Genomic DNA, 21931 nt, shown 5'->3' with positions numbered 1-21931 from the left:
CTCTCCCCCACGTTTACAGGTCGAGTTTCAGAACGCCAGTCGCGCGCGACACGCACGGGATGAACCGATGGCTGCGGGCGTTGCTTGGAAGCACTGCATCGCGATGGATGGGCTGCCCTTCCAGATACCCGCACTCGCAGGTTCCACAGACGCCGTTCTCACAAGATGCCATCAGCAACACGCCGGCGGCACGGATGGCCGACAGCGCCGACTTGTCGGCAGGAACCGACACAACGGCCCCGTTGCGAAGGACGATCATGAATGGTTCCGGTGGTGTATCGTCCTGGACAAGCGGCTGGAAGGCTTCGAAATTGACCGTACCATCGGGCCAGTCCTCCGAAGCTAGGGCGACCGCTGCCATGAACCCGGGCGGGCCGCAGTAATAAAGCTGCGCGCCAGAGGGCCTTGTCGACAACAGTTCCTCAAGGTCTTGCCGGGTTTCGACTTGATCGTCCAAATGGAGCCTCAGGTTTTCCGAGCTGATTGTCTTCTCCAAAGCTCCGAGCAAGGGTGCCAGGCTTCGGCTCCGTGCAAAATAATGCAGCTCGAAGGGCTTGCCCTGCCGCCAGAGAGCGCGCGCCATCGCAAAGATCGGCGTGATCCCGATACCCCCTGCCAGAAGAAGGACCGGTCCGTCACTCTCCTTAAGTGGGAAATGATTGCGAGGGGCGGTCACGGGCAGCTCGGCGCCGGGCGTCAGCTGGTCATGAATCCATGCCGAGCCGCCCCTGCCGCCGTTTTCGCGCTTCACCGCTATCGTGTAGCGGCTGAGATCTTCCGGATCTCCGCAGAGCGAATACTGGCGTACCTTCCCAATGGGAAGGTGGACGTCGACATGCGATCCCGGTTCGAAGGCCGGCAGAAGAGGTCTTCGGTGGTGCTTCAACTCGATCACGCGGACGTCGCCTGGCTCGACATGGACGCCGGCAACGATCAGCTTCATGATGATGCGTGGACTTCCCATGTCGCTTCACTCGTCCATTGGCAGAATGGGGTCGCCGGGGCGGATTACGCCGCCGACCTCAATCGAACAGTTGAGACCGGAGCGGTTCAGCAGTCCTTCGTATAGGCCCGGCATGCCGAGAAGCTCCTCGATGTACTTGCAGGGGAAATTCATCCGTGCAGCCCGCAAAACCGTTTCGCCGATCTGGAAGCGTTTGCCGACCAGATGATTGAGCGGAACGCCTCGGGTCGTCAGGTTGCGCCTATGCTCTTCGGGTTTGAGCAAGCCCTTGAACCCCGGAATTTTCGGCTCTCCGTTGGCGATTGCCTCGAGAACTTCGACCTCGATCAGCGTGATTTCACGAACGTCAGGTTTGGGGGAATAGGTCCCGATACCGAGATAATAACGGTCCCCAACAATTCCGCGGCCTGCAACGAGCTGTGCCTCAGCCCGTTCTTCCATCTCGTAGGAAGCGGCAGGGGCAATGTGAACGTGGAGCAGTGTTCCCTGCCAAGTCATAAGCGGCTCCCGCAGTACCGTTAGGTCTCGATTAAGGCGAGTCTTCGCGCCGGCGCGTGCAACTGATGGGATTATCCCCACATCCGGCTGGAGCGGGAAATCTGCCGCGAAACTGGCTTTATCAACAGTGCCAGTTTTCTGGCATATGCCTAGTCCAGTTGCTTGAACGGCGCGGGCCATGGAGGGTACAGGGAGATGCTCAACGGCTGGCGGCTGCGCGTCAGCTCGCAACCTTCAAAGTGTCGAACGCTGCGGCAAGAAGTTGGACACCCTTCTCAATCTGCCTCGGCGTCAATGCAGAATAGCCCATTACGAGGCCCAAGCGATCCTTTGGCGGCTCGGTTCGTCCTAACGCCCAATCGTAGAGCGGTGAAATACCGTAAACGCCGACGCCGCGTTGGCGCGCGGCATCCATCAAGACGGCCTCAGCCGATCCTGGCAGTTCCCTGAACCAGACTACGACATGCAAGCCAGCATCCGCCCCCTCGACGGTTATCCGCTTACCGAATGCATATTCCAGGGCGTTCAACAAGGTCTCGCGGCGCTCTCGATTAAGCCTCCTCGCGCGCCGAACATGCCTCTCATAGGCGCCGCTTTCGATAAGTGAGGCAAGCGCTTCCTGCTCGGTGACGGGTGTATGCCGGTCGATCAACTGCTTGGCGGTTGCAATCACCTCCTGCAATTGCGGTGGCACCACGAGATAGCCGATGCGCATCATCGGCGACAGTGTCTTCGAAACTGTGCCGAGATAAATCACGTTTCGCCCGTCCGACAGCGTTTGGAGCGGCGGAACCGGGCTGATGTCGTACCGGTATTCGCCGTCATAGTCGTCTTCTACAACGTAGGCGTCATGGTCGCCGGCCCAATCCAGAAGCTGACGGCGACGGCCAATCGGCATAACCCCGCCCAAGGGAAACTGATGGGACGGTGTTACATAGGCCATCCGGGCATCAATTCCTGCCAAATCCTCGGTTTTCAAGCCATCCGCATCCACGTCCACCGGCACAGCCAAGGCCCCGGAGCTAGAAAAGATTTGGCGTGCCATGTGGTAACCGGGATTTTCCATCACGAATGCGGTGCCGGCCTCGAGCAGAATCCGAGCACAGAGATCCAGCCCTTGCTGGGAGCCATTGACCACGATGATTTGCTCTAGGTCGCATTGCAATGTCCGTGCCCGCCAAAGATAACCCTGAAGTGCTTGCCGCAGGCGCCGAGATCCTCGCGGGTCCACATAAGCAAGCCGTCCCGGTCGTTGGGCCAGCACCGAATTGACGGCCCGCTTCCAAACCAATGCCGGGAAATCGGATGGGGCAAGATCGCCGTACCGAAAATCGACGGCCAGATTACTGGGCAAATAGTCGAGCCAAGGTAAAAGGGCGCGAAGTCTTTCGCCGTAAGCCGAGAGCGGCCCATACTCCTGTCGCGCTGCGCTGATGTCCCGCGGGCGCTCTCCCAGTTGTAACGCTGTCACTCGGGGCCGCGCGCCCTGTCGTAATTCCACGAAGCCTTCTGCGGCAAGTTGTTCATAGGCGATCGTGACCGTTGTTCGCGACACGTGCAGTTCATTCGCCAGGCTGCGCGAGGATGGCAGCTGGCTTCCTGCCTCGTAGACGCGACGAAGGATCTGCTCCTTGAGCGCCTCGTAAATCCTGCGCGAACCCATCTGGGGCGCGTGTCCGGTCGCAGCTTGCATTTTCGACTGGACCATCTTCTTTCCGCCGAACTGGAAGTTTCTTACCTGCCAGTATGATGCCAAGTCTGGGCTAAAGCAAAGAGGATATATGGCCCATGAGATCCAACAGCGACCACGGCGAGCATCAGGAACAACCCGATGGCTCCCACACTGCGAGCTTAGGATTTGATACGCGTGCCATTCATCATGGGTTCGACCCGGCGGCATTCAAGAGAGCGGTTCAGCCACCGGTATTCCTGACGTCTACCTATGGCTTCGAGAGCGTCGAGGCAAATGATGCTGCTGCAGCCCTTGGCGGCAGGCTTTATGCGCGTGAATATAACCCAACTACAGAGATCTTGGAGCAGAGGCTTGCCAATCTGGAAGGGGCCGAAGCAGGCGTCGTCCTATCCACTGGAATGGCCGCCTTCGGCACCCTCATCCTCTCATTGCTGTCGCAAGGCGACGAGCTCGTTGTTCACAAGACCCTTTATTCGAATACCGTTGCGATGGTCGAGCAGGGTCTGCCTCGCTTCGGCATCAAGGTCGTCCCCGTGGATCTGGCCGATCCGTCGAAGCTCGATGCGGCGATCACGGAAAGGACCCAACTGGTCTATTTCGAGACACCCGTCAACCCGCTGAGCAGCATTCTCGATATTGCGGCGATCGCCAAGCGCGCTCACACGCATGGGGTCAAAGTCGCGGTGGACAGTACCTTTGCTTCTCCCGCACTCCAGAGGCCGATCGAGCACGGTGCCGACATTGTCCTGCACTCTCTGACGAAATACATCAGTGGGCACGGCGATACGTTGGGAGGAGCGCTGCTCGGCGACGCTGAAACGCTCTACCGCTTGCACGAGACAGGGCTCCGCTACATCACCGGTGCGACCTTGGCACCGCACTCGGCCTTTCTGATCCTGCGCGGCCTCAAGACGCTCTCGCTTCGAATGGAGCGGCACGGCACTTCGGCTCTGGCGATCGCCCGAATACTCGAAGCGCATCCCGCCGTATCCTGGGTGAGCTATCCTTTCCTTGAAACGCATCCCGATCACGCCATCGCGCGCAAGCAAATGGCACAGGGGTCTGGCATGCTGGCGTTTGGACTTCATGCCGGTTTCGACGGTGCAAGGACAATGCTGGACCGGTTGAAATTGTTGACACGCGCAGTGAGCCTCGGCGACACGGACAGCCTTATCTATCATCCGGCCAGCATCACACGGGCGCGGCAATCGGTCCGCAAGGACGCTCACATGATTTCGGGTGTCGGGGACGACCTCATCCGCCTGTCGGTTGGCCTTGAAGACGTTAATGATTTGATTGGCGACCTGCGCCAGGCCCTCCGGGGCTTGTGATTGCCCATCAACAATTGCAAATACACAATAACGACATTGGAGCATTGAATGGCCTTTTTGAGTGGGCTTTCCGCATTTCCAATCACGCCGAGTGACCGAGACGGTCACGTCGACACTGCCGCGCTGAAAAGGCTTGTAGCTAGGCTTTGCACAGCAGGCGTCGATTCCATCGGCCTTCTCGGCAGCACCGGGACTTACATGTATCTGTCCCGCAAGGAGCGGCTGCGTGCTCTGAACGCGGCCATAGAAGAAACCGGCGGCAATGTACCGGTCGTAGCGGGCGTGGGCGCCTTGCGCACCGATGAGGCGGTCAGGCTGGCGCAGGACGCGAAAGCCTCAGGCGCCGCCGCAGGTCTTCTTGCCGCCGTTTCGTATGCGCCACTCACGGAGGACGAGGTTTTCGAGCATTTCTCCGCCGTGGCTCGCGAGAGCGGCCTTCCGATTGTGATATACGACAACCCGGGGACCACCCATTTCCGCTTTACGGCTGCACTGGTCGAGCGATTGTCTCGAGTGCCCGGCATCGTAGCGATCAAGAACCCCACGGAAAAATCTGAGCAGATTGCAAGCCACTTGGCGCAGCAGAGATCCACCACACCCAGGGATTTCTCAATCGGCTACAGCGGGGACTCGAATGCTGCGCAAGCCATGATCTGCGGAGCCGACACCTGGTACAGCGTTCTCGCCGGCATCCTTCCCGACGTTTGCCTGCGCATTGTCAGGGCCGCTCAAAACGGCGATGTTGAAAACGCACGCGGAAATGATGCGCGTCTCGCTCCCATCTGGGAAATATTCAAGCAGTTCTCAAGCATTAGGACGGTCTATACGATGGCAGATCTACTCGGCGTCTGCCAAGCGGAGCCACCTCGTCCCATTCTCCCCTTGCCGTTTTCAGCAAAGGAGAAGCTCGCTTACTCCCTCAACTTGCTCGGGCAGGATCTGACCTAAAGATGGCTATGCGGGACAATCACGAACGCTCTCTTTGCTTGCCGGGCATTTCCAGGGATTGTTCTCATAAGCCTGCTTGCGACGCAGAGAACGATCAAAATCGGCCCATCGGTCATAGGACTTGCCCTGACGATGGAGCTTAGCTTCCAAGTCTAAAGAAACAGGGTGCGGCTGCTGGGAAGACCGCCCCCTTTCTCGACAGGTCACAACGCTTAGTGAACCGGGCGTCGCCAGCGCGCCTGGATGGTGCATCTAGTCTTTGTAACGGGAGCCGCGTTCGTAACGTCGCTTCTTTCGGCCGCGCTTGGAGCGCTGGCCAACAGCGGCAATGGTGCCACTAGCCTCATCATGAACTTCCAAGTCGGTCTTCAAGATCGGTGGACTGCAGATAGATTCAAATATGGATGGTTTAAAACGTGCGATTCAAAGGGCTTGATCTAAATCTTCTTGTCGCGCTCGACGCGCTGATGTCGGAACGGAGTCTCACGTCGGCGGCACGTACCATCAATCTGAGCCAGCCGGCCATGAGCGCGGCCGTCAGCCGGTTAAGGGCATATTTTCGCGATGACCTGTTTACAATGAATGGTCGCGAACTTTGCCTCACACCGCGAGCCGAAGGACTCGCCCCGGTGGTCCGTGACGTTCTTCTGCAGATTCAATGTTCAATTATCTCTCGGGAGCCATTCAATCCAGCTCAATCCGAACGTCGTTTCAGGATCATTCTTTCGGATTTCATGACCCTTGTCTTTCTCGAGAGGGTTGTAGCGCGTGTTGCACGCGACGCGCCTGCCGTCAGTTTTGATCTTCTGCCGCCCGATAATGACCCAAATGAGCTTCTTCGTCGCGGTGAGGTTGATTTTCTGCTGTTGCCGGACCTGTTTATGGCAAACCCGCATCCTAGAGAGAAGTTGTTCGACGAGAAACTTGTATGCGTGACCTGTCCCGGCAACGATGCGGTACCGCAGGAGCTTACATTCGAGCAATATATGTCGATGGGGCACGTGGTAGCTATGTTCGGCCGCTCGTTGAGACCTTCGATCGATGAATGGTTTCTGCTCGAACGAGGAATCAAGAGACGCATCGAAGTCGTCGTGCCAGGCTTTAGCCTAATACCAGAGGTACTGCGCGGCACAAACCGCATAGCCACCATGCCCTTGCGATTGGTAAAGTATTTCGAGAAAACGACACCGTTGCGGATCGTTAATCTTCCGTTGCCGCTTGCTGACTTCACGGAATCAGTTCAGTGGCCCGCACTTCAAAACGCTGATCCGGCCAGTGTCTGGATGCGCCAGATATTGATAGAAGAGGCGTCGCGCATGGCAGCGGAATAAGGCAGGCGACAGTTGAAGCAGCTACAGGCCATCTGCCATGGCCAACGGGCGTAACCCGCCTGCTTTTGCTTGCTGGCGCAGAGGGGCGGTCCTCGACACTCCCAGCAAACTGCAGCGTATCCTGCCATTCGATCGTTCACAATGCTCTACGGTCAGCACTAAAGATAACGTGCCGATTTAACTGCAACCCAGCCGCAAACCTTGGGATTTTGCACTCAGAAATTATCTGTGTTCGCTCGAATTATTATCTAAGCAGACTGAAGCATAAGGCGTTTAAATCGTGAATATAGCTGAACGAGTGGAGTCAAACCACTTCCGTATGGATATTGAGGGACTGCGCGCTCTTGCCGTTTCGGGAGTAGTCGCCTTTCACCTCGGCATGACGCGTCTGCCTGGCGGCTTTGTTGGAGTCGACATCTTCTTCGTGATATCGGGCTATCTTGTCACCAGGCACATCCTGCTAGAAATCGACCGCACCGGTTCGTTCAGCCTGCTGCGCTTCTACGCGCGACGAGCTCGCCGGCTTCTTCCCGCAGCATGTTTTGTCATCCTGGCGACGCTGTTCCTCGGCTACGTGATTCTTTCGCCGCCTGAGCAGCAGCTCTACTCTGACGCGTCCTTTTTTGCGTCGACCTATATGATTAACCTGTGGCTTATCAGCAGGGCCATGGACTATTTCGCCCCGGATGCATTCAACAACCCGTTCATTCATTTCTGGTCGCTCTCGATCGAGGAGCAATTCTATCTTGTCTGGCCCGCCCTGCTGCTGCTTTTCGCGCGGCTAAGTCCGGGCCGATACGGGCTTTTTCTAACTATGGCGCTGATCGGCGCCATCTCCTTCGCTTTCTGCTGGCACTACACTGCCATATCCGAGCCATGGGCATTTTACTTTTCACCATTCCGAGCCTGGGAGTTTGCCAGCGGAGGCCTTGCATCAATGATTTCCGTGGAAGCGGCAAAGCGCTTTCGGCTGACCCCCGTCTTGGGCTGGATAGGAATCGGCCTGATCGTGACAGCCTATCTCGGGATGACGGAAGACGTACCATTCCCAGGGCTGATAGCCTTGGTTCCGGTGGGCGGCACAGTAATTGTGCTGCTCAGCGGCTCGCTGGCCGGCCGGGCGGGACCGCAAGTCCTTCTCTCGCTGCCGCCGCTGCAATGGGTGGGACGAATATCCTATTCGCTCTACCTCTGGCATTGGCCGGTGATTGTCTATGCTGGCATCTTGAAACCCGAACTCACCATCTTCGAGCGGTCTCTGTGCATCGCTCTGATCCTGGCCCTTGCCATGGCCAGCTACCGCTTCATTGAAAACCCGATGCGGAGCAACGCTTGGCTGATGGTCACGGCGAGCCGCTCCCTCGGTGTAGCTGCGATTGTGACCGCGTGTTGCTCGGCAATTTCTTATGGAAGCGGGCGGCTGGCCAATCACAACATCGATCCTCAGCAGGAGCTTATCCTCCAAAGCGCTGAGCGCGATTCGGCGGCCCGGCAGTCCGATGCAGGCTGTCTTCTCAACGCCCAACAGGTGCAGCCCAAGCCTTGTGAGTTCGGTACCGAAAACCCTGGTCAGACGATCGTTCTTTTCGGGGATTCGCACGCCGACCACTGGTCGACGCCCCTCATCGACATCGTCAGCCGTAACCGCTGGAAGCTCGTCACATACATGAAATCTTCCTGTCCGGCGGCAGACGTCACGATCTGGAATTCAATGCTCGTGCGTGACTACGAGGAATGCAATCGTTGGAGGGATCTTGCGATAAGCGAGATCGCCACACGCAAGCCCGACATGGTGATCATTGCGGAATATTCGTCCGTCTACGTCAGGAATGACATCAACGTGGTATCTGCGCGCCAGATCGACGCCGCCACATGGGCGCAGGGGCTTCGCAAGACTGTGAACGCCCTGGCAGGCACTGCGACCAAGATCGTCGTGCTGCGGGACGGGCCTTTACACAAAACCTATCTCAATAAATGCGTCGCGCGCGCACTCTGGCAAAAGCGGCCCGTTGAGACCTGTGACACGCCGCGCCGCGAAGCGATGGAAGAGACTATTCCAGACGCGGAAAGGAAGGCTATTTCAGACGTTGCGAATGCCTCTTATGTTGACATCACCGACCTGTTCTGCAACGGAACAACCTGCCCCGCCGTTCTTGGCGGCAGGCTGACTTTCCGCGACCGCCACCACATCGCGACCCCCTTTGCGGCGACGCTTACCGGACGGCTCCAGCGGGAGCTTTTCGGAACGATGAACACCAGCGCACAGACCAACTGACGCAGCCGGTGCACAGGGTCAACGATCTTCGCCGTGGGCGTTAGTCACCCTACTCAGGCTTTTTCTCTTCCCGGTCGGCGTGAGGTGGTCTTAGATTAGCCAACGTCAGGCTTCAGACACAGAGCCATCATGTGAAGGCGGAAACGTTGCGGCGTCGAGCTGTCAAGATGGCGTCGGCCCAGGAATTTTCCGTGCTTGCAATGATGTGCACCATTTCACTGGGGGCGCGACCGTGGCTGTTTGCGTTGGTCAGCTGGCAACAGCTCGCGGCAATCGTATGCTTGCGCGCGCTGAATGGTACCCCACGGGCGCATACTCGACAGCCCGTCGGCGAACACGACTGAAGACGCCGGCCCGCGCGGCCTTGATCCAGCAAAAAGATCAAGAGAGCGCCATTCGTCGCCGATACCAACGGCGACATGCTCGAGGGGCACGGGGCGAGTGCTCAGGAATGCGGCGGCGCCCCCGGCTCAATCGTGAAACCACGAAGGGCTCTCCACCTGGAAGCTCTTTGTGGCAGCTAGGCCAATGAGTAACCGAAAACTACGCCAGCCCACGCCGAAGGCTTAGTTTTTGAGATTTGTGGGCCGCCCCAACAAGGGGGCTGTTGTTGTTGAGCGATCGTGGTCCGGGCTTTCGCAGGCTTAGGCTGATGACCTGGTTCTGCGCACAATGCCCTCGAGCAGGCAATATTATCCGTAACGCAGATGCCTCGCATCCAAACAATGAATTTTCCTGATTCTATTCGATGCGGCATAGCAGAAACATCTAATGTGGCGAGTCCGCCTGTCGAGCCAGCTGGTCTCATCAAGCCCAGTCCGGCAGATACCGGGTTGGAAACGGTAAGGTTAACCATGACCGGCGGTAGCGAAGACAATAGAGACTCGCGTGCGCCCGAGTGCATGTGACGCTGGGACCCTGGGCTTTGCCACTCGAAGCATCCACCAAGCATGTGGGTCGAGGGTGGCCAATAGAGCAGTTCAGCCGCAGCACTTTGAGGCCTCGCCCCGTCTTTGGAGGGCCGAGGCAAATGGTGCGGCCGCGACGTTCAACCGTAGCGCAGATACCTTCGCCGGGTTTGCCGCCACCAATTGCAAGAGTGACCAGACCATGTCGGAAATGACTACAACTGCAGCGGGGTCCTTCAAGCACTATGTCGAAGCCTTTCGACCTCATCAATGGCTAAAGAATGTGCTGGTGTTCTTGCCGGCACTGGCAGCACATAGACTTGACTGGCCGACCCTCCTGATATCACTGGAGGCATTCGTCTGTTTCAGCCTGGTAGCTTCTGGCGTTTACGTCCTGAACGATCTCCTCGACGTCAGTGCGGATCGGGCGCATCCGCGCAAGCGGCACCGACCGTTTGCCTCGCGCAACATCCCCACCGCACACGGCACGTGGATGGCCGCAGGGCTCATTATTCCAGGTGGACTCATCGCAATGTCTATTGGCTGGGGCTTTTTCCTGGTAGTGGCGGGCTACTTTCTTGTGACGGCAGCCTATTCGCTGCATCTGAAACGTCACATCGTCATCGATATCTGCATTCTCGCAGGTCTCTATACGATACGCATCGTTGCAGGTGGCGTTGCGACATCAATTCCGTTGTCGGTCTTGCTTATCGCCTTTTCCGTGTTCTTTTTTCTCTCCTTGGCCGCGGTGAAGCGACAGAGCGAATTGGTTGACAGCGCCGGGCGTGGCCGTCTGCGGGCTGGCGGCCGCGGCTACCACGTCAATGATCTGCCAATCATCTCTATGATCGCGATAGGGGCAGGGTACGTATCGGTCCTGGTGATGACATATTACGTCAATTCACCTGTCGTCATGGAGCTCTATCCACATCCTCAGATGCTCTGGGGCATATGCGCAGTTCTGCTCTATTGGATTACCCGCACCGTCATGGTGGCGCACCGTGGCAACATGCATGACGATCCAGTGATCTACGCCGCAAAGGATCGTATAAGCCAGCTCTGCCTTGTGATCATTTTGATATTCGTCGCAGGCGGAGTGTTGATGTGAAACGGCGAAGCCTAGCGTTACGCTATTCGGCATTCGCGGCGGTCGCTGCGGTAATCAATGTCGCCGTCCAATACGCTGTTCTCCTACTTTGGGATACTGGTGGCATTCTCGTGTTAGCCGTGGGCGCGGGCACCCTTGCCGGCCTGCTGGTCAAGTACCTGCTCGACAAGCTTTGGATTTTCTACGACGAGGGCATCGACTTCAAAACAGATGGTTGGAAGTTCTTGATCTATACCGCGGTAGGCGGGTTCACCACGATTATCTTCTGGGGCGCTGAGGCAGCTGCTTGGGCGATATGGAGAACTGAATTGATGCGAAACCTGGGCGCTGTGATTGGTTTGACGGCCGGCTATATGGTCAAATACCAGCTTGATAAACGCTTCGTGTTTGCGCATCGGCAGTTGAGGACCGCTCGATGATGCTCTCGGGCTGGGGCAGATCACCGGTTGTGGATGCGCAAGTCTACGTGCCACGTGACCTAGAAGCTCTCCAGAAGCTTGTGGTCTCAAAGCCGAGTATGATCGCTCGCGGCTGTGGTAGGGCGTATGGCGACAGCGCCATCAATTCATCTGCGACGATTGACATGCGGCGTTTGAACCGAATGCTGGCCTTCGACGCGAAAACGGGCCAACTAATCGCGGAAGCTGGAGTTGCTCTTTGCGACATCATCGCGACTTTCCTGCCCCAAGGGTGGTTCCCGAAAATCACACCGGGCACGAAGTTCGTGACGTTGGGCGGCATGATAGCCGCCGATGTTCATGGCAAGAACCATCGCAGGGATGGAAGTTTTGGGGCATGCGTAGACTGGATCGAGGTAATGGCGGCCGACGGCTCAATCCAGCGCTGCTCACCTGAAAGCCACGTAGAGCTCTTCAAGCACACTCTCGGCGGCATGGGACTGACTGGCATTATTTCACGCGCGGCAATCCGACTGCGCGCGGTCGAAACTGGATGGATCCGCCAGACAACAATACCTGAGCCAGACCTCATTTCAGCGATGGCCGCTCTAGAGCGAGCCCAGGGGTCGACCTATTCAGTGGCGTGGATCGACTGTCTTGCGACGGGCGCAAACCTTGGACGCTCACTCGTTTTCCTGGGAGACCATGCGAAGCTCTCCGATCTTCCAACGCATCTGTCGCTCTACCCTTTCGATACGCCGTCCAAGCGCAAAGTCTTGGTCCCTTTCAATTTCCCCCGCTTTGCACTGAACAGGCTTAGCCTGCGCACCTTCAATACGCTGTACTACCGACGCGGCGCTTGGAATCGAGGACAGCAACTCGTCGACTGGGATAGCTATTTCTATCCCCTTGACACGGTTGCCGACTGGAATCGGATCTACGGGCGCATGGGGTTCGCTCAGTTCCAGTGCGCTCTTCCCCTAGATCGCTCGCAAGAAGCGCTCTCGACCTTGCTGCAGACAGTGGCCCGGGCAGGCACCGGATCTTTCTTGGCCGTTCTCAAGCGGTTCGGTCCGCAGGAGAGCCCGGTTTCGTTCCCGATGGAAGGCTTCTCCCTTGCACTGGACTTTCCTCTGACGACCAAAGTGTACCAGTTATTGGCGCAGTTGGACCGCATTACAGTCGAGCACGGCGGTCGCTTCTATCTCGCCAAAGACAGCCGCATGTCCGCTGAAACGCTACGTGCCGCCGATAGCCGGGTCGGAGACTTCGTCCGACTGAGGGCCGAGCGCGGCTGGAAAAACGCGTTTCAATCGGCGCAAGCAGAAAGACTCTCGTTGTGACAAAGCCGTCCGTCCTTATCTTGGGTGCACGTTCGGATATAGGCGAAGCGGTGGCGCGAAAGTTCGCAGCGCTTGGCCATCCGATCCAACTGGCCGCGCGGCAATCAGAAACGCTTGAGGCCCAAAGGGCTGACTTGCAGCTCCGATATTCAGTTCCAGTAACACTGCTCGAATTCGATGCACTTTTGACAGAATCTCATACGCGATTCCTCGCCATGCTGCCCGAATTGCCCGAGGTTGCGGTGAGCATCGTTGGCTTGATGGGAAGTCAGGAAAGAAGCGAGCACGATCACCTCCTCGCCAGTTGCGTCATGCGTAGCAACTACGAAGGGCCTGCCAACATACTGGCACTGCTGGCCAACCAGTTCGAAGAACGCGGACATGGGACCCTAGTTGGCCTCAGTTCAGTTGCGGGAGAGCGCGGACGCGCGACAAACTACATCTACGGTTCCGCAAAGGCAGGCTTTACAGCATTTCTCTCCGGCCTTCGCAATCGTCTGGCAAAACGCGGAGTCCACGTTGTGACGGTGTTGCCTGGCTACGTTGCGACCAAAATGACTGAAGGTATGAATCTGCCAGCAGGACTCACGGCTCAACCGAACGAAGTAGCTGAGGCGATCGTTCTAGCTGTAAAGCGAAAGAAGGACGTCATCTATGTTCGCCGATTCTGGTATTTGATCATGCTGATCATCAAGTTGATACCGGAGAGGCTATTTAAGGGATTAAGGTTGTGATGGTCAGCGTTGCCATGAGCAGGAGAAGAATAGAGTCGATTATCGCCGGATTTTTTATAACTGCCGGAATGGCGGGCCTAGCCTGGATTTTATTTGCTCAAGAGTCTGTACGAGTGTCAAATGGCCTGGGTTGGGATGGAGTATACTACGATAGAATTCTTCGGTTTTTAGCTGCTGAAGGTGGTTCGGGGTCCGATATAGCCTTTCCCTATTGCGTTCGCGTCGGGACACCGTGGATCCTGGTGAACATTCTCCATAATCGACTCGGTTTTTATGGCTTCAATCTAATTGCCTCGGTGCTGTTCTCCGCTGTTTTGCTCTTCGCGACTCGCCCACTCTGGCGTGGGAGCATAAAAGGCTTATCGGCAGCGATGGCAGCGTCTTTGTTTTTATATTTTGCGCCGATAAAGTTTACAGTCTTCTACCACGACTATATGGATCCGCCATTCCTATTGATAATGTCCTGCTGCCTTTTCTTCGTACTTAGAAGGAAACTTCTAATTGCCAGCCTCGTATGCATAGCAGGAATTCCATTCAGGGAGGCGAGTTTCTATGTGTTGCCTTTGCTTGTTGCATTTTATATAAGGGATACAGAAAGATCTGGTGCCAAGTGGCTGACGGGTATCTCGATCGTTGCGGCCGGGTACGTTCTGAAGGAGCTTATGCTCTTGGTGACTGGCTGCCAATCGCAATCGCAACTGGTGACAGCACTCTTTTGGTTCTACCGCTTTATATCGGATCCCAATCATGCGTTGGCGTCATTGGCCGCGCTATCGATGACGATCGGGCCATTATACGTTATTCTGGACAGGCAGAAAGTTTTAGAAATCAAATCCGACGATGCCGCGTTGTTCTCCACGATTGCGATGGTGTACTGCGTTATCCTGTCGATAATTGGCGGGTCTGATGTAACCAGAATATTCTATAGCTTCATTCCATTGTATGTGCCGTTACTGATAATAACGTTTCGTGAGTCAAGCATAACCTCATTTACGCTTGCCTTCTTTGGCTGGCTGCTAACAAACCATATGCTTGAGCCGTACCAGCAGCCGGTCTCCCAGGGGCCGAACAATGACATTTCCGGCTTCTTTGCTCAGTTTCCCGATTATGCACATCCGGCCATACCCTTAGTCGTCTTAGCGATATGGATAATCTTGGCGACGGCAAGCAGACTGATTGAACCGCTTGAACGTCATTTGCCCAATGAGTGACGTGTGGTTGGTGTCTCACTGGTGATTATCTCGGCGGTCCCCCGCAAACCACTGCTTATAGCGTCGACGCGGACATGCAGAGGCTTTCAACGCAGTAGGTTTTCATCACATATAGCCTCAGGACAGCCAAACCAAACCAGGGTCATTGCCCCCCGGTCATTTGAGCGCTCGCCGTTTACTCGACAGTCGGCTTAGGGTGAGACCTCTGATGAAGTGCCTTTGGGGCCGGAATGGGGATGAATTTCGTGATACCCGTCTGTCCATTCGCCGATCTGCCGGAGCGCGGTTTCGGCATCGGAAGGGGTGAGATGCGGATGTAGTGCCGCTTGACGTTTTGGACGAAGGCTTCTGACATGCCGTTGGGCTGGGAGCGGGCGACGGGTGTGAAGCGCGGCACAGGGCTCAGTGCCTGGGCGAACAGTTGCGTGTCCCTTTGCTAGGGCCGAGCCGCTGTCGGAAACATATCGGTCCGCTGTCACCTCCTCCCGGCAGCGAGCCTTTCTTAGCATGAGGGCGATTTCCAGCCTCGATACCGGTGCATGGCGGCGTGCCCGTATGGCATCGTTTTGCTCCAGCAGGTTGGTGAGCCAGTGGGGCGGCGCGCTGAGCTGGCTCCAGCGCAGGCTTGGCCGCCCTCTGTGACGCCACCGAAAAACACTCTGCCGGGCCGGCTTTTCAGATGTGCGCATCTGCTGGTTGCACGACACGGGGACAGGAGATGCAGTACCACGATGCGAACAGCTTTGCCGAGGCGATGTTGTCGTGACAGGACGAGCCTTTCGAGACCCGGCTATTCTTTCACAAGGATGGCCTCTGCCTTGGCCTGCATCTGGACGGTCGTGCTGTAATATGGCCAGATGTACGGTCCACCAGCGCCTTGGTTCAGGTCTTGGTTGATCGCCTCGTAGCCAGCGATATAAGGGGGGGAAGGCTGGTTCGTCACGAGCAGTTGAAGCGCTGAGATGGGCTGTTTGCCCGGCTCGCCGTTTTTCCAAATCATATAGATAAACTTGCCGCCTGCTCCTTGTTTCAAATCTTGACCCGTCCAGCTCCAGCCCGAGGGCGGGTTTGCCTGCGCCTGGCTGTAGGCAACGAAGTTAATTGACGTTACTGGATTACTGTCGCCTGAAATGTAGCCAATGTAGATGTATTTTCCGCCTACGCCCGTGTTCGTGTCGACGGGCAGAAAATCCCACGGGGGCTGGTATTTGGGCCCGGGATTGTCGTCGACCTGGTTGGTCAACTGCTGAATGGGTGTAGCCATCTCGATTCTCCAATGCAGATAGAGGGCGGACTGGTCGTGTGGTGAGCCGACTGCGAGTGCTTACGCCTTGATCAGCAGAAATCATGCCAGAAAAAAGCCTAGGCAGTGCAAAGTACGAAGCCCGAGGGCATGTCCGATGTCCGACATTGTGAAGGGTTTCGGGTTTCGGGTGCCGTCAGGCGTACGAAAGCCTCCCATGCAGGAACCCGCGGGCCGCATGCTGTGCGCTATGGGAATTTGTGTTGCTGGGTGTGCCAGCGCCTGTCGCGAACGCTCAGGCGACTTATCGTCCATCAGCGCTATCAGCGGGTCGAGCGGCCCGGCGACCGCGTGGATCGTCCGGGTCGAGATCTTGGTGTCGAGCGCGGTCGTTTCGAGCTTGCTGTGCCCGAGCAGCACCTGGATGACGCGGATGTCGACGTCCTGCTCGAGCAGGTGGGTGGCGAAGCTGTGCCGCAGCATATGCGGGCTGACGCGCTTGAGGGTGCCGGTGACTTCGGCGGCTTCCTGAACCGCGCGATGGTGCCTACCCTGCCATGGGCCGGGTTTCCCGGAAGGCGACGATGCATCCCTGGTGCTGCGTCGCTTTCATTGAGGTTGAACTCGACGGGGCGAAAATAGGACCGGAAGCGGCCGTGTGCCGCCGCAGGTACTGGCATGGGAAGGCACGATAGCCAATCACCAAACACGTAGCAGCTTTCGACCGAACTAGCTTTGAAGAAGAACATGCCTTGCGTGCGAAGCTATCTCCAAACCTGCACTACTGGGCGGCTGCCGATCGGGGCAGCGAGCTGGCGGTCGACCTTTCCGATTGGCAAGCCGGCCGTCTCCGATGGGCGGCCGTGGACAAGGGAACCCTGCTGTCGGGGCCGCTTGGATGCGGGAAGACGAGTTCGTTGGCACGCACCTGCGGTGTCCACCTGGTTGCCGGATCCAGGCCCATGGCAAGCGCACCGGCCATCTCGGAGAGTTGCTGAATGCGATGCGACGACCTTTCGACGGGGCGAAGAAGACTGCGCCATCGATCAACTTCGTCGACGAGATTGATTCTTTAGGAGACCGGACCAAATTTTCGCGTAGCAGCGCCCGCTATTGCCGGGGGGTAGTTACGGCCTGTTGGAGTGCGTGCGACTGGCAGGGAAGGCGTGGCTACCGCGTGTGTAATGGCCATCCGCGAAGGGGACCTCCCGCCAACGGCAAACCGTAACGGATCGCGATCCCGATCTCGGCGTCAAAGTAGCTCCCGCCAATGCTGGTGCAAGACTGCAGGATGCACGTAGCACAAGCTGTAAGGTTTCATTCGGCTAAACTCGGTCTCTCATCGGCGCTAGCGGCATCCTGTGGACCGATGAGGTCGAGGCGTCAAGTGGAAGGGAAACGTGAACGCCATCTAGGCTTCTTCTCATAATGCATCCTACACATTCTCAATCCATAGGATGGATGGTCTTCATCCAAACAATCAATTTCGCTGTAAGTCGCTATTACTTCATATACGTCTAATAGGATGGGTCTTTTCCGGCTTGGCGGTGAGGCGATCCCTCGACATTGAAATGACAGATGGAGAAAGAAAATGCCACCTGACTTGAAATGGAAGATCTGTTGGGAAACAGAATTGCAAGTAGACGATCACGCACAACTGTCCGAGTTCTTCCGTAATACATACGGGCCGACCGGAGAATTCAATGCAAAGCCCTTTGAAGGGGGTCGCAGCTGGGCCGGGGCGCGGCCTGAAATGCGCGTGATTGGGTACGACCCCTATGGAGTCGCCGCCCACATCGGAATGCTCCGACGTTTCATTAGGGTCGGAGAGGTCGATCTGCTGGTGGGAGAGTTGGGGTTATGGGGAGTCCGTTCTAACCTTGAAGGGCTTGGGTTAACTCATTCAATGTTTATGATGTATCCGGAGTTGCAGCGGCTCGGAGTCCCGTTCGCGTTCGGCACAATTCGCCACGCGCTCTACAAACGCGTCGATAGGCTATGCCGCGGCGGTGTTGGGACCATCCTGCCCGGTGTCCGCGTGCATTCCACGCTTCCAGAGGTCTATCCCGATCTGCCCGCCACGCGAATTGAGGAGCCTCTTGCCGTAGTTTTTCCGATAGCACGCCCGATAGATCAATGGCCGTCCGGCACGACAATTGTCCGTAACGGTCCAGAGTTATGACGGAGCAAATTCTTACAGATCGTCGCCCAATGGCGCCGAGCGCAATGTGTATTTGATTGAAGCGGCCCAACCCATTCTCCATGCCTGACCTCCGAGCTCAGCCAAATAGCGTGCCGCGACATTCTGAATTCCTGGTGCCTTGGCTGATCCCTCACCGTGCACGCGATGTGGCAGGGCTCTTCGCGGCCCTTTTGCTGTGTCGGCTCGCGTATTTGCAGCGGCAGAAAGGTCCGCCTGCAGCGCGGAAGGATCAGGGTCGTTGCGAATGGCCTTTGGGACCCTCAACGATCGAGCCAACGCGAGCGCGGCGGAAGGCAAACATAAATATCAGTGACAGGAGCAGCCGTAGGATGCCCAACGATCCGAGCCAGAAAAGACTCTATCAGTTGCTGCACGATGAACTGGCTGCAGACGACCCATGGCGACTTGATAGTAACCCATTCGAACAGTATCGATATAGACAGATGCTGCGGCTGGCGCTTGCGCAGCAGCCAATCACAAATGCGCTCGAAGTAGGATGCGCTGCCGGTGCGTTCACCGAAAAACTTGTGCCCCATTGCCAGCAACTGACCGTGATTGACGTTGTGCCTCAAGCGCTCGATCGAACCCGGACGCGTCTAAATTACCCACCGAATGTCTCCTGGATCAAAAGCGATGTTCTGGAGTTCATGGCCGATGAATTATTTGATCTGATAGTGGTGGCTGAGGTGCTTTACTACCTCGGAAGTGTCGATGACATGCGAACGGCCGTCAGAAAGTTGGCAAAGCTGCTTGCGCCGACCGGTCACCTAATATTCGGCTCGGCTGGTGATGCGAACTGCCTACGCTGGGGACACGTGGCGGGAGCCGAGACCGTCATAGCCATCTTGGACGAGGAATTGGTGCAAATCGAGCGTTTGCGATGCACCGGCCCGTCCGCCAACGAAGACTGTCTACTTGCCCGATATCGGCATCCCTCCCTCAACGATGCGGCTGCCGCTTAAAATATGGAGACCTTATGCTCATCTGCGGAATTAAACTGACACACGACGGAGCAGTTGCCCTCGTTGAAGACGGGAAACTTGTCTTCTGCATCGAGCAGGAGAAGCGCAACAACAACCCCCGATATCAGGCTATCGACAACCTCGATGCTATTGTCGAAGCCTTGGAAGAACACGGCTTTAGCATAGGCGACGTTGATCAGTTCGTAATCGACGGATGGGACGGAGAAGTTGAATCGCAGTTCCAGGTAATCAGCGAAGGTGCTCCTATAACTCTCAGCGGAGGTCCCTATATCGAACGGTGGCCAGAGGACCCTCTGAGACCCCATGACGGTTCTGGCCTCGCATTGGGCGGCACAATCCTGCCTTACAAAAGTTTTCCTCATGTCATAAGCCACGTAGTCTCGGCGTACTGTACCAGCCCGTTTGCAGAGGCCGAAGAACCTTCGTTCTGTTTAGTGTGGGATGGCTGCATATTTCCAAGGCTCTACTATGTAGAACAAAAAGGAGTCCGATTGGTCGAGTGTCTGTTCCCGATGATAGGTCATGCCTATGCCATCGCCGGGCACCATTTTGGGCCGTACAGGAAGCCGGGTTCAGAAAGCTGGGACTTAGGTGTCGCCGGAAAGTTGATGGCTTATATCGCACTAGGGACCGCCCGGGAAAATATCGTAGATGTTTTCCGCGAGCTCTATGAAGAACACTTTTCTGGCGAGAATCCGCTTGCAGCGAGTTATAGAGAAGATATTCATAATGTCGAGGCATTGCTGGCGCGTGTGCATGATTACTTCAGTGCAGGCGCGTTTCGGTTGCAGAACGAATGTGCCGAGGATGTACTCGCGTCATTTCATATTTTCCTTGAGCGGCTCCTTGTCGGAGAGTTGGCGACTGTTCTACAGGCTCATTCCCAATTGGGAGCACGCAATTTGTGCATTGCCGGCGGATGCGGCCTGAATATCAAGTGGAACAGCGCTCTCCGTGCGAGCGGTCTCTTTGAATCGGTTTGGGTGCCCCCATTCCCCAATGACAGCGGATCAGCTATTGGCGCTGCCTGCTGCGCGCTCGCTGTCGACCGTGGTCTCGTTTCGCTGGACTGGTCAGTCTACAGTGGTCCTAAGCTGAGGAACAGCGCGATCCCACGCGGATGGAAGGCCGCTCCGTGCACCTTGGCCGAACTCGCCGGGATACTGGCATCTAATGAACCGGTTGTTTTCCTGGTGGGCCGGGCTGAACTTGGGCCCAGGGCGTTGGGTGGCAGAAGCATCTTGGCCGCCGCGACTTCACTTTGGATGAAGGATCATCTGAACGAGGTGAAGTTTCGCGAGTATTTCCGACCAGTAGCACCAATTTGCTTGGAAGATCGAGCGCAGAAGATTTTCACACCCGGCACGCCAGATCCGTATATGCTCTTTGATCATACGACCCGTCCGGAGTGGCGAGAACGGATCCCTGCCGTTGTGCACCTTGATGGAACGGCTCGGCTCCAAACCGTATCGAGACATTCTGATCACGAGGTCTCAAAACTCCTGGTCGAATATGAAAGTCTTACCGGCATCCCTCTGCTCTGCAACACGAGTGCCAATTATAACGGCCGGGGTTTCTTTCCCGATGCTGCAGCGGCCTGCGAGTGGGGACAAGTAGGCTACGTATGGTGCGATGGCTTGTTGCTGACGAAGACAAGCGAACCTGACCTGTCCTAAACGAAGGCTGGCGCTGGATCGTCGTACGCATCCGGTGAGGACCGCAGACGTGCGTATCCCGCGGCCATGAGCATCGGGTGCTGAGGTCAAGTTTTCGATGCGGAGACGCGATGATATTCTTCGAGGAGGAGTTCGACCTCCTCGATGCCTTCATCGGTGAAGGCCAAGATCCCGTCGTCATCGTTGGCTCCGTAGACCCAGATGACGCCGTCCTCGGGCTCGAGACCGAGGGCAAGGTCCTGGATGAGCTCTTCGCTGACGCCGAGGTCCCTGGCGACACGGTCGATGGTGTGGACGTGATGCACCTTATTGCGCTGCATGATCAGGCCGCCGCTGGTTGGGTCCGCAGTTTTGCGGATCTCCAATTCCACGGCAGCAAATCATCGATCCGCTGGGCTGGGTGTGCCGCGATGCGCGCCAGGATATCGGCGAGCCAGGCCTGAGGGTCGATATCGTTCATCGTGGCGCTGACGATCAGGCTGTAGAGAACGGCAGCGCGCTGTCCGCCGCGATCGGAACCGCAGAACCAGCCAGGACTTTCTGCCGAGAGCGATGCCACGCAGGGCTCCCTCGGCTGCGTTGTTCGACAGGCAAATCCGCCCATCGTCGAGGAACCGGGTGAAAGATAACCAGCGACGCAGCATGTAGTTGAAGGCCTTGCTCAGATCGTGTCCGCGCGAGAGCTTGTCGCGCGTCTCGATCATCCAGCGCTCGAATTCGGTGACCAGCGGCATGCTCCGCTCCTGGCGCACGGCGTGGCGCTGGGCTGGCGACAGGCCATTGATCGCGCGCTCGATATCGAACAGGGCATCGATGCGCTTCACGGCTTCAACCGCGAGCGGATAGACCAGGTTGGGCTTCTCGCCGCGCGCCTTCTTGCGCGCCGCCGCTTCGATATCGGCCAGCTCGAACACTTTGCGCCGGCTGTGGGCCCAGCAGCTGGCTTCCAGAACAGGCGCCGGCTGACGATCCGTCGCATAGAGATCGCCATGACCGCCAAAGGCATCGGCCTGCAGAATGCCACTCCAGCCGGCGAGATGCGCCGCGGGATGTTCTCCTCGGCGATCGCGGGAATAGTAGAACA

18 protein-coding genes and 1 pseudogene are annotated in these 21931 nt (G+C 57.0%); 12 read left to right on the top strand and 7 right to left on the bottom strand.

Annotated elements, in window-relative coordinates:
* Window positions 1-13 precede the first annotated feature (13 nt).
* From DPM33_RS28190 to pdxR, 3 genes are all read right to left on the bottom strand, one after another.
* Window positions 14-943, bottom strand: coding sequence for a PDR/VanB family oxidoreductase (locus DPM33_RS28190; protein ID WP_245442431.1), 930 nt, complete (start codon window positions 941-943; stop codon window positions 14-16).
* A 27-nt stretch (window positions 944-970) separates the two neighbouring features.
* Complete coding sequence (locus DPM33_RS28185) at window positions 971-1462, bottom strand: MOSC domain-containing protein (protein ID WP_112100680.1); 492 nt, start codon at window positions 1460-1462, stop codon at window positions 971-973.
* 220 nt (window positions 1463-1682) lie between these two features.
* Window positions 1683-3170, bottom strand: coding sequence for a MocR-like pyridoxine biosynthesis transcription factor PdxR (gene pdxR, locus DPM33_RS28180; protein ID WP_112100679.1), 1488 nt, complete (start codon window positions 3168-3170; stop codon window positions 1683-1685).
* A gap of 80 nt (window positions 3171-3250) precedes the next feature.
* On the opposite strand from pdxR, the gene DPM33_RS28175 reads away from it, so the two are divergent.
* The 9 genes from DPM33_RS28175 to DPM33_RS28135 all read left to right on the top strand — a co-directional run bounded on the left by DPM33_RS28175 (window position 3251) and on the right by DPM33_RS28135 (window position 14742).
* Window positions 3251-4486, top strand: a complete 1236-nt coding sequence (locus DPM33_RS28175) for a trans-sulfuration enzyme family protein (protein ID WP_112100678.1) — start codon at window positions 3251-3253, stop codon at window positions 4484-4486.
* Between the two features lie 48 nt (window positions 4487-4534).
* Window positions 4535-5434: a dihydrodipicolinate synthase family protein gene (locus DPM33_RS28170; RefSeq protein ID WP_112100677.1), complete on the top strand. Its 900-nt coding sequence runs from the start codon at window positions 4535-4537 to the stop codon at window positions 5432-5434.
* A 416-nt stretch (window positions 5435-5850) separates the two neighbouring features.
* Window positions 5851-6765: a LysR family transcriptional regulator gene (locus tag DPM33_RS28165; RefSeq protein ID WP_112100676.1), complete on the top strand. Its 915-nt coding sequence runs from the start codon at window positions 5851-5853 to the stop codon at window positions 6763-6765.
* A 286-nt stretch (window positions 6766-7051) separates the two neighbouring features.
* Entirely contained in the window at window positions 7052-9040 is a 1989-nt protein-coding gene (locus DPM33_RS28160; protein WP_425373593.1) for an acyltransferase family protein, read from the top strand.
* 888 nt (window positions 9041-9928) lie between these two features.
* On the top strand, window positions 9929-11056 hold the full coding sequence (locus tag DPM33_RS28155; protein ID WP_342634377.1) for a UbiA family prenyltransferase: 1128 nt from the start codon (window positions 9929-9931) through the stop codon (window positions 11054-11056).
* Window positions 11053-11475 (top strand): GtrA family protein, encoded by a 423-nt coding sequence (locus tag DPM33_RS28150; RefSeq protein ID WP_112100674.1) that lies wholly within the window; start codon window positions 11053-11055, stop codon window positions 11473-11475. The genes DPM33_RS28155 and DPM33_RS28150 overlap by 4 nt, the downstream gene beginning before the upstream one ends.
* Window positions 11472-12797 carry an FAD-binding oxidoreductase gene (locus DPM33_RS28145; protein WP_112100673.1) on the top strand — a complete coding sequence of 442 codons (1326 nt, stop codon included), beginning with the start codon at window positions 11472-11474 and terminating at the stop codon, window positions 12795-12797. Before DPM33_RS28150 ends, DPM33_RS28145 begins: the two co-directional genes overlap by 4 nt.
* Before the next feature lie 20 nt (window positions 12798-12817).
* Window positions 12818-13531, top strand: a complete 714-nt coding sequence (locus DPM33_RS28140) for an SDR family oxidoreductase (RefSeq protein WP_245442429.1) — start codon at window positions 12818-12820, stop codon at window positions 13529-13531.
* Entirely contained in the window at window positions 13531-14742 is a 1212-nt protein-coding gene (locus tag DPM33_RS28135) for a hypothetical protein (RefSeq protein WP_112100671.1), read from the top strand. Before DPM33_RS28140 ends, DPM33_RS28135 begins: the two co-directional genes overlap by 1 nt.
* 790 nt (window positions 14743-15532) lie before the next feature.
* Here the strand turns inward: DPM33_RS28135 and DPM33_RS28130 are convergent.
* Window positions 15533-16006: a hypothetical protein gene (locus tag DPM33_RS28130; RefSeq protein WP_112100670.1), complete on the bottom strand. Its 474-nt coding sequence runs from the start codon at window positions 16004-16006 to the stop codon at window positions 15533-15535.
* An 81-nt stretch (window positions 16007-16087) separates the two neighbouring features.
* Window positions 16088-16468 (bottom strand): tyrosine-type recombinase/integrase, encoded by a 381-nt coding sequence (locus DPM33_RS37645; RefSeq protein WP_342634376.1) that lies wholly within the window; start codon window positions 16466-16468, stop codon window positions 16088-16090.
* 1108 nt (window positions 16469-17576) lie between these two features.
* Between DPM33_RS37645 and DPM33_RS28120 the strand changes: the two genes are divergently transcribed.
* The 3 genes from DPM33_RS28120 (at window position 17577) to nodU (ending at window position 20847) form a co-directional block, all read left to right on the top strand.
* Window positions 17577-18167, top strand: a complete 591-nt coding sequence (locus DPM33_RS28120) for a NodA family N-acyltransferase (protein ID WP_112100669.1) — start codon at window positions 17577-17579, stop codon at window positions 18165-18167.
* 350 nt (window positions 18168-18517) lie between these two features.
* On the top strand, window positions 18518-19150 hold the full coding sequence (nodS, locus tag DPM33_RS28115; RefSeq protein WP_112100668.1) for a nodulation methyltransferase NodS: 633 nt from the start codon (window positions 18518-18520) through the stop codon (window positions 19148-19150).
* A gap of 14 nt (window positions 19151-19164) precedes the next feature.
* A complete protein-coding gene (nodU, locus tag DPM33_RS28110; protein ID WP_112100667.1) occupies window positions 19165-20847 on the top strand; it encodes a nodulation protein NodU in 1683 nt (560 codons plus the stop codon).
* 86 nt (window positions 20848-20933) lie between these two features.
* Here the strand turns inward: nodU and DPM33_RS28105 are convergent, their stop codons facing one another.
* Together DPM33_RS28105 and tnpC are read right to left on the bottom strand one after the other, a co-directional pair.
* Entirely contained in the window at window positions 20934-21167 is a 234-nt protein-coding gene (locus DPM33_RS28105; RefSeq protein WP_112100666.1) for a hypothetical protein, read from the bottom strand.
* A gap of 2 nt (window positions 21168-21169) precedes the next feature.
* Window positions 21170-21931: pseudogene (tnpC, locus tag DPM33_RS28100) on the bottom strand (IS66 family transposase); the annotation flags it as partial.

Source organism: Mesorhizobium hawassense, from assembly GCF_003289945.1.
Classification (GTDB): Bacteria; Pseudomonadota; Alphaproteobacteria; order Rhizobiales; family Rhizobiaceae; genus Mesorhizobium; species Mesorhizobium hawassense.
The sequence above is the reverse complement of the archived record's forward strand: the minus strand, read 5'-3'. Positions and strand labels throughout refer to the sequence as shown.

Bases quoted from the DNA above. Each gene is read 5' to 3' on its own strand.
- DPM33_RS28105 (WP_112100666.1), bottom strand. From the start codon at position 21,167: ATGCAGCGCAATAAGGTGCATCACGTCCACACCATCGACCGTGTCGCC.
- DPM33_RS28120 (WP_112100669.1), top strand. From the start codon at position 17,577: ATGCCACCTGACTTGAAATGGAAGATCTGTTGGGAAACAGAATTGCAA.
- DPM33_RS28190 (WP_245442431.1), bottom strand. From the start codon at position 943: ATGAAGCTGATCGTTGCCGGCGTCCATGTCGAGCCAGGCGACGTCCGC.
- DPM33_RS28170 (WP_112100677.1), top strand. From the start codon at position 4,535: ATGGCCTTTTTGAGTGGGCTTTCCGCATTTCCAATCACGCCGAGTGAC.
- DPM33_RS28175 (WP_112100678.1), top strand. From the start codon at position 3,251: ATGAGATCCAACAGCGACCACGGCGAGCATCAGGAACAACCCGATGGC.
- DPM33_RS28130 (WP_112100670.1), bottom strand. From the start codon at position 16,006: ATGGCTACACCCATTCAGCAGTTGACCAACCAGGTCGACGACAATCCC.
- DPM33_RS28135 (WP_112100671.1), top strand. From the start codon at position 13,531: ATGGTCAGCGTTGCCATGAGCAGGAGAAGAATAGAGTCGATTATCGCC.
- pdxR (WP_112100679.1), bottom strand. From the start codon at position 3,170: ATGGTCCAGTCGAAAATGCAAGCTGCGACCGGACACGCGCCCCAGATG.
- nodS (WP_112100668.1), top strand. From the start codon at position 18,518: ATGCCCAACGATCCGAGCCAGAAAAGACTCTATCAGTTGCTGCACGAT.
- nodU (WP_112100667.1), top strand. From the start codon at position 19,165: ATGCTCATCTGCGGAATTAAACTGACACACGACGGAGCAGTTGCCCTC.
- DPM33_RS28185 (WP_112100680.1), bottom strand. From the start codon at position 1,462: ATGACTTGGCAGGGAACACTGCTCCACGTTCACATTGCCCCTGCCGCT.
- DPM33_RS28145 (WP_112100673.1), top strand. From the start codon at position 11,472: ATGATGCTCTCGGGCTGGGGCAGATCACCGGTTGTGGATGCGCAAGTC.
- DPM33_RS37645 (WP_342634376.1), bottom strand. From the start codon at position 16,468: ATGCTGCGGCACAGCTTCGCCACCCACCTGCTCGAGCAGGACGTCGAC.